The sequence below is a fragment of the Leeuwenhoekiella sp. NPDC079379 genome (assembly GCF_044542075.1).
Classification (GTDB): Bacteria; Bacteroidota; Bacteroidia; order Flavobacteriales; family Flavobacteriaceae; genus Leeuwenhoekiella.
Genome location: NZ_JBITTU010000003.1, coordinates 449,018 through 461,178, shown reverse-complemented (window position 1 = coordinate 461,178; position 12,161 = coordinate 449,018). Strand labels below are relative to the sequence as shown.

Genomic DNA, 12,161 nt, shown 5'->3' with positions numbered 1-12,161 from the left:
TTATTTGCTGGCAAAAAGTTTTACATCTTCTTCAGAAACTTCGCTACCGCCTAGAATTATAAGACGCTCTACTACATTGCGCAGCTCGCGTATATTACCCGTCCAGTCGTATTCTTGTAATTTTTCTATCGCTTTAGGCGTAAATAGTTTTAAAGCGGTGCCTTGCTCTGCGGCAACTTTATTTGTAAAATGATTTATTAATAATGGGATATCATCACGACGCTCATTAAGTGCAGGAACAGGAATCAATATCACAGCGAGTCTATGGTATAAATCTTCTCTAAATCTGCCTTCTGCAATCTCTTGTTGAAGGTTTTTATTAGTCGCTGCAAGTACACGCACATTAACCTTTATATCTTTGTCGCTACCTACCCGAGAAACTTTGCTTTCCTGTAGAGCGCGCAAAACTTTTGCTTGAGCAGAAAGACTCATATCCCCTATTTCGTCAAGAAAAATAGTACCGCCATTAGCCGCTTCAAACTTTCCTGCACGGTCTTTATTAGCAGATGTAAAAGCTCCTTTTACATGACCAAAAAGCTCACTTTCTATTAATTCTGCAGGTATTGCAGCGCAGTTAACCTCGATCATTGGGCCTTTTGCGCGTTCACTTTTTTCGTGAAGCCAGTGTGCTACAAGTTCTTTACCTGTACCATTAGGACCAGTAATAAGTACTCGTGCTTCGGTAGGTGCTACTTTTTCAATAATTTCTTTAATCTTTGAAATGGCATCACTCTCACCTATCATCTCATACTGCTTGCTTACTTTTTTCTTCAGCATTGTATTTTCGACAACCAGGTTTTTTCGGTCTAAAGCATTGCGTACCGTATTGAGTAATCTATTTAAATCTGGTGGTTTTGAAATGTAATCAAAAGCTCCCAAACGCATCGTATTAACCGCCGTGTCTAAATCGCCATGACCCGAAATCATTACCATTGGTATTTCTGGCTTGATTTTTTTTGTTGCCTCTAGAACTTCAACCCCATCCATTTTTGGCATTTTTATGTCACATAAGACCAGGTCATAATCGTTATCTTTTATTTTCTCCATTCCGGCAAGACCATCTTCGGCTTCTTCAACCTGGTAGTCTTTACTTTCTTCAGATAAAATTTTATTGAGAACTCTTCGTATTGCAGCCTCATCTTCAATAATTAAAATCTTTGCCATCTTTAAAATTTAAATTTTACTCCAGATCTAAAGTAGAATGTATTTTCACTATTTATAGTATATATATCGTCTCGCTCATTATTACGCAATCTAAAATCATTGCTAAAAGAATGGGTTGCATATGCGTAATATAACAAATGCTTTGTAAAAAAATGCTCATAACCTAAACCTCCCATCACAATAGTCATTGATATATTTTCTGCAGTACGACCATCTATCACCATATTGTTCTGGATGTTTGCAAAAAAGTTATCTAAGGTTACAAAGGCCTGCAAGGCATCTTTATGATCGTCATTTAAGTAATGACGCACATTTGTTTTTGGCACTCCCAAAGTATAAGTCCAGTTGGGGTGAAACTCTCTGTAATAATTAACGAGCGGTAACGGGTAATTACGCCCGGGAGTGGTTGAATAATCAAGACCAAAAATCCATCTGTATGGCTTTGTGTTAGATGCATCTTTCATATCATTAATCACATAGACCGAAGCTGTATAAATCCAGTCATCACCTACTAAACCATCTTGAAGATTTGAACTAATGCGTGCTCCAGCTTTTACACCAAAGCGCCAATTGTCATTAAATTTCCACGTATATCCTAAATATCCATCAATTTGTTGAAGAGTTCCCACTTCCTGGAGGTTAAAACCTGCAGGAACAGGATCGTTGATGTCAACATTAGTATTTCGGTACTCAAAACCGGCAACTAATATCTTATTTAGCTCCTTATCTAAAGGGATAGGAACTTGCAACAATGCGCGAAAACGCCCTACATTATTTTGAGAATTGCTAAATGGCACATACATATATTCTACACGTGCAATATCTGTACTTTGTGCTTGTACATTAGTTAAAGCAACTAATGCAATAAAACTTAGTATAAGTTTTTTAATCATTCTGAGGGGTTTTAGTATTTTCTGAGGATTTGTAAAAATGAATATCGCGCTGCGGAAATGGTATTGTAATATTGTTCTTTCTAAATTCTTTATCTATACGAAAACGGATTTCACTTTTAATTCTTGGGTCTGAAAAGCTATCAGTTATAAAAAAGTAAACCCCAAAAGCCAAAGATGAGTCAGCAAAATCTTCAAACAATACAAAAGGCTTTGGGCTTTTAAGCACTCCGTTTTGATCTATAACGCAAGCTAAAAGTAGTTTTTTCACAAGTTCTGTATCGCTACCATAAGCAACGCCCACTTTTACAGCCTCACGCGTCGTTCTATGATTTTGTGTAAAGTTGAAAACAATATCACTTATAAACTTGTGATTGGGTATGATAATCACTTTATCGTCTCTAGTTAATGCACGGGTAGTACGTAGTTTTATCTCAAAAACACGCGCTACTTTACCTTCTATCTCGACTACATCACCTACAGAAAGTGACTTGTCAAGCATAATAAAAATACCACCTATTATGTCTGTAAATAAGTCCTGAAGCGCCAGTCCCAAACCCACAAATAGGGCCGCAGATGCGGTAAGTAATACGGTTACATCTATCCCCGATGCGCTAAGGGTAATGAGAATTACAGTTAGATAAACCAGGTATCTAATAAACTTAAAAATACTTTTAAACTTAAGTTCATTCTCCAAGTCCATCTTACGGGTAATTAAACTCCTAATGAGTCTAAGTACCACCGTAGCAACTACAAATGCTAAAACAACAAGAAGTAAATGACCTACGGTAAGGTCTATGGTTTTTCCTCCACTTTTAAAATGAAAGCCTAATGACAAAAAATCTAAAATTGTTCCCCAGACATCTTCCTGAATAACATCTTTAACTTTTTCGGCACCGTCCTTAACCGTTTCTTTTACGTTCTCCTGAATCATTTTAGTATTTAATCCATTTTAAAATTTCTTTATACGTAGGTTTTTTACCGTACATAAGAATACCTACTCTATATATTTTTGAACCAAACCAAACCGTGAACAAAAAACTACCTATTAATATACTCACTGAAAGCGCTAACTGCCACCACGGCACACCAAAGGGTATACGCATCAACATAACTATAGGTGATGTAAGTGGTATCATAGAAAATGTTGTTGCCACTGAGCCATCAGGATTATCAATTACCGCAAAAAATCCTACATAAATCGCGAGCATAAGCGGCATTATAATAGGCAACATAAATTGCTGTGTATCTGTCTCGCTATCTACAGCGGCTCCTATTGCAGCATATATAGAACTGTATAAAAAATAACCTCCTATAAAATAAACTAAGAAAAAGCCGGCCAGTTTAAGTAGGGGTAATCGTAATATATCTAGTAATATCAACTCTATTTTATCAAGGTCTGTAGCCGCCATATTGCCTACAGGAGTTTTAGTGGCAGTAGGATCTAATCCCAGATATAAGGTTAAGCAAATGAGCAAACCACCACCTATTAATAACCAAATCATAAATTGGGTAATTCCGGCAAGGGTTGTGCCTATAATCTTACCCATCATTAATTTAAATGGTTTTACTGAAGAGATAATAACTTCAATAATACGATTGGTTTTTTCCTCAATAACAGAACGCATTACCATATTACCGTAAATGATTATAAACATCATTAGCAAATAACCTGCACCACCTCCAAAACCTGCTTTAATCCAGTTAGATATTTTTGAGGTGCGCGCTCCTTCAAAATCCTCAATACTCACTGATATAGAAGTTTTAGACTCATCTATCATATCAAGGTCTACCCCGCGATCTAATAATTTCTCATTAGTAAGTTTTGACGATATCTGACTTTCAATGCTTTCTAAGGTAGCAAAGCCAGGAGCTTCATTACCATAAAAGCGTACACCAGAGGTGTTTTTTTTAATATTACCGGGAATATAAAGTAACCCAAAATAGTTATTATCTTCTACCTGATCTTTTGCAAGAGCAAGTCCTGCGGGAGATAAATCAACATAATCTATACTCGCTGTACTTTCAAATTCTTTATAAAATAAACCACTCTCATCAACTACAATAATGGTGCGTTTACCAGCCTCATTTACCTGAGTAAGATAGGTTATGAGAAAAATCATACCCACAGCGATTAACGGACTCAAAAACGTCATTATAATAAATGACTTGTTTGTAACTCTGGCTTTATATTCGCGTCTTATTATTAAACTTAGTGCTCCCATTAATCTGCATTTATTGTTTGAATAAAAATGTCATTTACCGTAGGTATTACCTCTACAAAATGATTAATAGTTGCTTTGTCTGAAAGATAAAAAAGCAAATCTCTTGATTTTAAATCTTGTGGTATTTTCACGATCATTTTCAGATCATTTTCATTTATAGTCTTAAAAAAGGCAGGTGACACCTCCCAGTGCTCTGCCATCTCAGGTAGTAGTATTTTTTCTAGATTTTGTAAACTGCTTAACGTATCATCTCGCGTTTCTAAACCTATCTCATATGTATTAGTGCGGTAATTGCGTTTGATGTCAGATAATTTTCCGTCTAGAATTTTATTGCTATTGTTAATAAGAGCGATATGATCACACATCTGCTCAACAGATTCCATACGGTGTGTAGAAAATAAAATAGTCGCGCCGTCCTCTCTAAGCTTTAAAATTTCGTCCTTTATGAGTGTAGCATTTATAGGGTCAAAACCGCTAAAAGGCTCATCAAAAATCAGCAATTTTGGCTGGTGTAAAACCGTGACTATAAACTGAACTTTTTGTGCCTGACCTTTAGATAACTCTTGTATTTTTTTGTTCCACCAGGTCATCATTCCCAGTCTTTCAAACCAGTATTCACTACGCGCTTTTGCTTCAGCCTTACTTAAACCTTTAAGACGTGCTAGATAAATAACCTGTTCTCCAACTTTCATTGACTTATAAAGGCCACGCTCTTCTGGCATATAGCCAATATTAGCAATATGTTTAGGATCTAGAGGTTCTCCATCAAGTAGCACTGTGCCAGAATCTGGCATCGTAATTTGATTAATAATACGTATTAGTGTAGTCTTACCGGCTCCGTTAGGACCTAATAATCCAAAAATACTCCCCTTGGGAATTGAAATAGAAAGATCGTTAAGCGCGGTATAATTGCCGTATTTCTTGTATATATTATCAGCGACCAGCAGGTTTGTCATAGAAACAGAAATAAAGTTTAAAGATATTGAAATGATTAGAGCCTGTAGACTTCTTATGATTTATTTAGTAAGCTATCGCCTAAATAACATAGCATTATGAAACCTAATTAGTATACATAAGTATCTCAAATGGATCTAATCAAATGCCTAAAATCTCTGAAATATACTTAAAACAAAAACCCACCCTTAATTTGCATCAAGGATGGGAAAAAAATTGCTATGAAAAAGAAAAATATCACTAACTAGTGATTAGTGATATTCAAATATACACATTTTTCTTAATAAGCTCTTAATATCTAAGAAAACATGTCTTTTACCTTCTCAAAAAATGACTTATCCTCTTGTTGTGGCTGAGGAGAGAAGTGCTCATCATCAAGCATATTTTCAAAAAATTCTTTTTGTTCTTTACTTAAGTTCTTAGGAGTCCACACATTAACGTGTACTAGTAAATCTCCTTTACCATATCCGTTAATTGAAGGGATACCTTTTCCGCGTAAGCGTAAAATTTTACCACTTTGAGCTCCTTCTTCAATTTTAATACGCACCTTACCGGTAACTGTATCAATTTCTTTGCTGGTTCCTAAAACAGCTTCAGGAATACTTACATATAAATCATAATGTAAATTATCTCCTTCTCTGCTTAAGGTATCGTGTGCAGCCTCTTCAATAACTACAAGTAAATCACCAGAAATACCATTATTACCGGGTGCCTCATTACCCTTACCTGTTACTTTAAGTTGCATACCGTCAACAACTCCTGCCGGTATTTTTATAGATACTGTTTCCTCATCGGTAAGCATACCTTGAGAATCTGCATCTGCCGGTTTAGAATCTATTATTTGACCACTACCTCCACAAGTCGTACAAGGCGAGGCTGTTTGCATTCTACCTAAAATAGTGTTAGTTACACGAGTAACCTGCCCCATACCATTACATGTAGTACAGGTTTTATATGTTGTACCACTAGCCTGCTTTTTACGTTTTACTTTAATTTTTTTCTCTGCGCCGTTAGCGATTTCTTCTAAAGTAAGTTTTACACGTATACGTAAATTACTCCCTTTAGTTCTACGCTGACCTCCACCACCGAAGCCGCCGCCAAAGCCACCACCACCGCCAAAGGCACTGCCAAAAATATCACCAAATTGACTGAAGATATCATCCATATTCATGTTACCTCCATTAAAGCCACCACCACCTTCAAAGGCTTGATGACCATATTGATCGTAACGTGCGCGTTTATTCTCATCACTTAGAATCTCATACGCTTCTGCCGCTTTCTTAAACATATCTTCAGCTTCACTATCACCAGGGTTCTTATCTGGGTGATACTGTATCGCTTTTTTACGGTATGCCTTTTTAATTTCAGCTGCGGTTGCGCCTTTGCTCAATCCTAATATGTCGTAATAATCTTCTTTCATCCCAATCTTCTCTTCAAAATTTAAATTCTATTTTTCGCTTTTAGCAACTACAGACTACTTGCCTGTAACCACTTTTGGAAAACGAATAATCTTATCTCCTAACTCATAACCCTTTTCTATAACATCTACAATCTTACCTTTAAGACTGTCTTTAGGTGCAGGAATTTGAGTAATCGCTTCGTGAATATCTGCATCAAAAACATCTCCTGCAGAAACCTCCATCTCTTTGAGCCCTTTAGATTTTAGAGTTTCTCTAAGCTTGTTAGAAATAAGCTCTACTCCTTTTTGAAGATTCTTTTCTTTTGCCTTCTTAATTTCGATTTCTGCTCTGTCAAAATCGTCAAGTACTGGAAGCATAGCCTGCAAAACTTCTTGCCCTGCTGTCTTAAACATTTCAACACGTTCTTTACTAGTACGTCGCTTGTAATTTTCAAACTCAGCAAAAAGTCTAAGAAACTTATCTTTTTCTTTATCTAATTCAACTTGTAAATTAGTTATCTGATCTTCCGCAGTTAACTCATTTTCAGAAACTTCGGTTTCTTCTAAATTAGTTTCTACGTTTAGATCTTCCTGATCATTTATAATATCTTCTCTATTTTCTGAACTCATTTTGTCTTAATTTCTCTTGCAAAGGCAAAATTGCTGCCAATATTATTAAAATGTCAAAATGTCACAGGTATAATTTATCTTTTATTTAAGAGCTTATTTCGTACAATCTTATAAATTTGAATGCTTAATTTAACACTTAAAGGTAAATACTATGAAGATGAAATTTTACACGCTTTTTACTATGGCTGTGCTCTTTACAGCTTTCATATCTTGCAAGAATGAAGCAAAGAATGAAACTGATGCTGCTGAGGCAGAAATGGCTGCTGAAGCTTCTCAAGAAGCATCAAAATATATGCTAGATAAAGATGCATCTACTATTAAATGGGAAGGTAAAAAACCTACCGGAACTCATACAGGAACTGTTGCTGCAGAATCTGGAGTGGTACGCTTAGAAGGAGATGTTATTAGTGGAAGTTTTTTAATAAATATGACTTCTATAGTTGTTACAGATTTAGAAGGTGATCAAAAGGTAAGCCTAGAAAACCACTTAAAAGGAACTGTTGAAGGTAAAGAAGGTGACTTTTTTAATGTAAAAAAATACCCTACTGCTGCATTTGAAATAACTGGCGTTACCGAAAAAGACGGTAAGAAGATTATGTCTGGAAACTTAACAATCAAAGAATCTAAGAAAAATATTGAATTTCCTGTTATGTATGAAGTAGCCGGAAATACAATGACGTTGAAATCTGAGCCTTTTACAATAGATCGTACCGAGTGGGGTGTGAATTATGGTTCGAAGTCTGTATTTGACAACTTAGGTGATAAATTTATTAATGATGATATTCAATTAGAATTCACAATTGTTGCTAATCAACAAATGTAATCCTGTTTAAATACTATTTTAAAACCCGGCATATGCCGGGTTTTTTATTTTAATAAATTGAGTAATGCAGCATCAAGCTGTTTAAACTTAAATTCAAAACCTTTCTGCTCAATCTTTTTTGAACTTACTTTCTGACTTTCTAAAACTATAGCAGCCATTTCTCCTAATAGTAATTTGAGCATAAAAGCAGGAACATTAGGTAAAAATAAGGGCTTCTTAAGAATAGATGCTGCCTCTTTAGTCATCGCCTTATTTGTAACCGGAAAAGGAGCTACTGCATTATAAATACCTTCTAATTTATTTAACACCACAAAGCTAAAGATCGCCGCAAGGTCATCAATATGAATCCAGGATTGCCACTGTTCTCCATCACCAAGCGGAGCTCCTACGTACATTTTAATAGGCTGAAGTAATTTGTCTAATGCTCCGCCATCTTTAGCCAGCACCACACCTATACGTACCTTAGAAACTTTAATTTCTAATTCTTTAAACTTATCTGCAGCAGCTTCCCAGACTTCTACAACTTCTCCTAAGAAACTAGGATTATAAGCATCAAAACTTTCTGAGTAATTAATGGTTTTTGAAGAAGGGTATGCGCCTATAGCACTTGCAGATACAAAATGTTCTACCTTATTTTCAGTAGTATTTAGCGTGTCAACAAGTAGCTGTGCAGTTTTTATTCTACTTTCTATAATTTTAGTTTTGTATTCATCTGTCCATCGTTCTGCTATACTTGCTCCGGCAAGGTGAATAATACTCGTAACCCCTTCAAAACATCTTGTATCAATCTCAGATTTATTAGGGTTCCATAAGAAGCCTTTATAATTATCGTTCTGTTCTATTTTATTAGCACTTGTGGTCAAATAGTGAATACACTCACCCTGACTCTGTAGTTTTTCTGTCAAGGCTTGACCCACAAGACCGGTTGCACCTGTTATTAAAATACTCATAGTAAAATTTTGAGGTAATTTACTGAGATTGCAGAACGTTCTAATTACTTTTAAAACACCTTTAACAAGATTGATTTTTAAAAAGAACGAAATCTTAACTTGCAGCACTATTTTTAATCACATTATGAAAAATATTTTATTAGCGCTCACCTCAGGATTAATTTTAGCAATTGCCTGGCCTACCTACGGCTTTCCGGTATTGTTATTCTTTGGTTTTGTCCCGCTATTATGGGCTACGCATAACTATATCATTAACAACAAAAAGCGCCCCAACTTAAAAATTTTTAGTATTGCGTACCTCTGTTTTTTTATTTTCAATATTATAACAACCTGGTGGCTTTACAACTCTACAGGGTTTGGGATGTGGTTTGCTGTTTTAGCAAATTCCCTGTTAATGACATTTGTCTGGTTGCTATATGCACGTATTTTAAAACGATTTACCGTAAACCTCAGCCTAGCTTTTTTAATAGCTACCTGGATGCTATTTGAGTTTTTACACCTCAACTGGGATTTCTCCTGGCCGTGGTTAAATCTAGGTAATGCTTTTGCAACCCACACAGGTTGGATTCAATGGTATGAGTATACGGGGACCTTTGGCGGTACGTTGTGGATTTTAATAACAAACGCGCTCCTTTATAAAGCTCTTTTACAGTATACCGAAACTAGAAACAGAAAATTCTTATATGGTAGACTGGTACTGGCATTTGCAATTATCATAGTGCCTATTACTCTGAGTCAGTTTATTTATAATTCTTATACTGAAGTAGAAAATCCTGTAGAAGTGGTTTTATTGCAGCCTAATATTGACCCGTATACCGAAAAATATAACACGACAAATGAGCGCATAGCCGATTTGCTTTTTGAAGAATCTGCACAGGCGCTTACTCAAGAAACAGCATTCTTAATCGCTCCTGAAACCGTTCTCGCAGAAGGTGCCGGCGTTGACCTCCGTAATTTTGAATACAGTTCCGAAAAGGCAAAAGCACAAGATTTTCTACAGAAATACCCCAATTTAAATTACCTAGCTGGTATTCAGTTTTATAGATTGTATACAAAAGAAAGTGACTTGCTGCCTACGAGTAATTATGTGGGTAACGATCGCCTAGGAAATCCCTTATGGGCAGATTTTTTCAATTCGGCTTTCTTGCTTAATAGTTCAGAAAAATCGCAAATTTATCACAAAAGTAAATTGGTCGTAGGAGTAGAAAACTTTCCGTATCAAAGCATTTTAAAGCCTCTTCTTGGTGACGTGATGATTGATCTGGGCGGCACAGTTTCTATGAAAACCATACAGGAAAACAGAGTTGCTTTTACCGGATTAGATGGCACTAAGGTAGGACCTGTTATTTGCTATGAATCTGTTTATGGAGGTTTTGTTACAGATTATGTAAATGCAGGATCTCAATTCTTAGCTATTATCACAAACGATGCCTGGTGGGGAGATACTCAGGGTCACAAGCAACATCTCAATTACGCAAGATTAAGAGCGATTGAAAACCGAAGAAGTATCGCCAGAAGCGCAAATACGGGAATATCTGCTATTATAAATCAGAAGGGCGAGATCGAAAAAGAGTTAGGCTACGGACTGGGAGGATCTTTAAAAGGTGTCATCAACAAAAATGATGAAATCACCTTTTATACTAAATACGGAGATTATCTGGCTAAAATGGCTTTTATACCAGCAGTGGCCATTTTTATAGTTTCCTTTTTCAGACGTAAACGGGAATAGCATTATTGCCCTCTGTAATAAACTACAGTACTTATTGTTTTAAGAAGAATATTTAAGTCTAAAAACAAATTGCGATGCTTAATGTAAAACAAATCATATTGTAGCTTTTCTAATGAATCATCTACTGAATTTACATAGCGCCCGCAAACTTGTGCCCATCCTGTTAAACCGGGTTTTACAACGTGCCTGATATCATAGAAAGCAATTTTCTCTGAAAGCTCTTTTACAAAAACCGGTCGTTCTGGTCTTGGGCCTATTAGGCTCATATCGCCCCTCAAAATATTTATACATTGCGGTATTTCATCAATACGTAAATTTCTCAATATCTTACCAAAAGGTGTAATGCGCGAGTCTTCTTTCTGCGCCCATTGGGCACCGTTAGACTCGGCATTTTTAACCATAGTGCGCAATTTAATAATGGTAAATAGTTTTCCATTTAACCCTACACGTTCTTGAGTATATAGAAGTGCTCCTCTATTGCCTATAAAGTTTCCAAGTAATACTAATGGCAAAAGAACTAATGAGGCTACAAGCACAACCGCTGCAAAAATGACATTAAAAAATCGGCTTATAGCCAGGTAAAATCTGTTCTTATTACTTCGGCTAAATGGGAAGTATTTATAAAAATCACGTTCAACGTGTTGTACCGGAACCCGGTGTGTAATTTCCTCATATACCTGTGTATATTCTCGTATGGGAAAACCCTGACCTAACAAAATCATTAATTGATTATAAAGATCTACGCCTACTCCTTTTGACGGACTCGCAACAACAATTTCTGAAACTGAATACCTTACAATAGACTTTAGTAAATCATTGACTTCAATAGCCTTTAATCTTCTATCAAGAGCTTCCTGCTTAATTGCATCTGTATTTACATAACCTATAACGCGATAATTAGGATCTGCTACGTGAAGATTATCCGCTATAAGATTTATATCAAAACTATTTCCCACTATTAGAATACGTTTATTAAACCGCGGAGCTGACACAAAACTGATGTAGGCGTACCTCCAGATCAACAGCCCAATAACTATTGCAAAATAGAAGTAAACAATCTGGAGTCTGTTTTCTGGTAAAACCGGAGTAAAAAATGGTGTAAGTATAAAGAACAGAACGGTTACTGAAACGGTAAGTACAACATTCTGAAGGGTAGATTGAAAAGAGGCCGCTTTCTGCAAGTCGTACATTTCAAAAATTACTGCAAAAATTGAGTAATAAATTGCAAGTACTAAAGCCCACTCCCAACGTTCTGAATTAATTTTAAAATAATCAAATTGAAATACTCCGCCCAGGAGTGCCAACATCAGAAAAATAAATAAAAGATCGAAAATTCGTAAAAGTATTTTACGCTCTGATATTTCAAAATGGATTTTAGGGATCCAGGGCATTTTAAG

Annotated in this window: 11 protein-coding genes; 2 read left to right on the top strand and 9 right to left on the bottom strand. The window is 35.9% G+C overall.

Annotated elements, in window-relative coordinates; genetic code table 11:
• The 7 genes from ACIGAM_RS08065 to ACIGAM_RS08035 form a co-directional block, all read right to left on the bottom strand.
• The gene (locus ACIGAM_RS08065) at positions 1–1,164 is read right to left on the bottom strand and encodes a sigma-54-dependent transcriptional regulator (RefSeq protein ID WP_396510948.1); all 1,164 of its coding nucleotides are present in this window, start codon (positions 1,162–1,164) and stop codon (positions 1–3) included.
• 2 nt (positions 1,165–1,166) lie between these two features.
• Entirely contained in the window at positions 1,167–2,057 is an 891-nt protein-coding gene (locus ACIGAM_RS08060; RefSeq protein WP_396510947.1) for a hypothetical protein, read from the bottom strand.
• The gene (locus tag ACIGAM_RS08055) at positions 2,050–2,988 is read right to left on the bottom strand and encodes a mechanosensitive ion channel family protein (RefSeq protein WP_396510946.1); all 939 of its coding nucleotides are present in this window, start codon (positions 2,986–2,988) and stop codon (positions 2,050–2,052) included. Before ACIGAM_RS08055 ends, ACIGAM_RS08060 begins: the two co-directional genes overlap by 8 nt.
• Before the next feature lies 1 nt (position 2,989).
• The gene (locus tag ACIGAM_RS08050) at positions 2,990–4,279 is read right to left on the bottom strand and encodes an ABC transporter permease (RefSeq protein WP_396510945.1); all 1,290 of its coding nucleotides are present in this window, start codon (positions 4,277–4,279) and stop codon (positions 2,990–2,992) included.
• The gene (locus tag ACIGAM_RS08045) at positions 4,279–5,235 is read right to left on the bottom strand and encodes an ABC transporter ATP-binding protein (RefSeq protein WP_396510944.1); all 957 of its coding nucleotides are present in this window, start codon (positions 5,233–5,235) and stop codon (positions 4,279–4,281) included. The genes ACIGAM_RS08050 and ACIGAM_RS08045 overlap by 1 nt, the downstream gene beginning before the upstream one ends.
• Before the next feature lie 296 nt (positions 5,236–5,531).
• On the bottom strand, positions 5,532–6,653 hold the full coding sequence (dnaJ, locus tag ACIGAM_RS08040; RefSeq protein ID WP_396510943.1) for a molecular chaperone DnaJ: 1,122 nt from the start codon (positions 6,651–6,653) through the stop codon (positions 5,532–5,534).
• Positions 6,654–6,707: 54 nt separating this feature from the next.
• A complete protein-coding gene (locus tag ACIGAM_RS08035; protein ID WP_396510942.1) occupies positions 6,708–7,262 on the bottom strand; it encodes a nucleotide exchange factor GrpE in 555 nt (184 codons plus the stop codon).
• Positions 7,263–7,419: 157 nt separating this feature from the next.
• On the opposite strand from ACIGAM_RS08035, the gene ACIGAM_RS08030 reads away from it, so the two are divergent.
• Positions 7,420–8,085: a YceI family protein gene (locus tag ACIGAM_RS08030; RefSeq protein ID WP_396510941.1), complete on the top strand. Its 666-nt coding sequence runs from the start codon at positions 7,420–7,422 to the stop codon at positions 8,083–8,085.
• 44 nt (positions 8,086–8,129) lie between these two features.
• Here the strand turns inward: ACIGAM_RS08030 and ACIGAM_RS08025 are convergent, their stop codons facing one another.
• A complete protein-coding gene (locus ACIGAM_RS08025; protein WP_396510940.1) occupies positions 8,130–9,035 on the bottom strand; it encodes a TIGR01777 family oxidoreductase in 906 nt (301 codons plus the stop codon).
• A 124-nt stretch (positions 9,036–9,159) separates the two neighbouring features.
• Between ACIGAM_RS08025 and lnt the strand changes: the two genes are divergently transcribed.
• Positions 9,160–10,764: an apolipoprotein N-acyltransferase gene (gene lnt, locus ACIGAM_RS08020; protein ID WP_396510939.1), complete on the top strand. Its 1,605-nt coding sequence runs from the start codon at positions 9,160–9,162 to the stop codon at positions 10,762–10,764.
• Between the two features lie 2 nt (positions 10,765–10,766).
• Here lnt and ACIGAM_RS08015 read toward each other — a convergent pair whose 3' ends face one another.
• Positions 10,767–12,155 (bottom strand): exopolysaccharide biosynthesis polyprenyl glycosylphosphotransferase, encoded by a 1,389-nt coding sequence (locus tag ACIGAM_RS08015; protein ID WP_396510938.1) that lies wholly within the window; start codon positions 12,153–12,155, stop codon positions 10,767–10,769.
• Positions 12,156–12,161: the final 6 nt, after the last annotated feature.

Coding starts and splice junctions, on each gene's coding strand:
- dnaJ (WP_396510943.1), bottom strand. CDS start 6,653: ATGAAAGAAGATTATTACGACATATTAGGATTGAGCAAAGGCGCAACC.
- ACIGAM_RS08060 (WP_396510947.1), bottom strand. CDS start 2,057: ATGATTAAAAAACTTATACTAAGTTTTATTGCATTAGTTGCTTTAACT.
- ACIGAM_RS08065 (WP_396510948.1), bottom strand. CDS start 1,164: ATGGCAAAGATTTTAATTATTGAAGATGAGGCTGCAATACGAAGAGTT.
- ACIGAM_RS08030 (WP_396510941.1), top strand. CDS start 7,420: ATGAAATTTTACACGCTTTTTACTATGGCTGTGCTCTTTACAGCTTTC.
- ACIGAM_RS08025 (WP_396510940.1), bottom strand. CDS start 9,035: ATGAGTATTTTAATAACAGGTGCAACCGGTCTTGTGGGTCAAGCCTTG.
- lnt (WP_396510939.1), top strand. CDS start 9,160: ATGAAAAATATTTTATTAGCGCTCACCTCAGGATTAATTTTAGCAATT.
- ACIGAM_RS08050 (WP_396510945.1), bottom strand. CDS start 4,279: ATGGGAGCACTAAGTTTAATAATAAGACGCGAATATAAAGCCAGAGTT.
- ACIGAM_RS08055 (WP_396510946.1), bottom strand. CDS start 2,988: ATGATTCAGGAGAACGTAAAAGAAACGGTTAAGGACGGTGCCGAAAAA.
- ACIGAM_RS08045 (WP_396510944.1), bottom strand. CDS start 5,235: ATGACAAACCTGCTGGTCGCTGATAATATATACAAGAAATACGGCAAT.
- ACIGAM_RS08015 (WP_396510938.1), bottom strand. CDS start 12,155: ATGCCCTGGATCCCTAAAATCCATTTTGAAATATCAGAGCGTAAAATA.
- ACIGAM_RS08035 (WP_396510942.1), bottom strand. CDS start 7,262: ATGAGTTCAGAAAATAGAGAAGATATTATAAATGATCAGGAAGATCTA.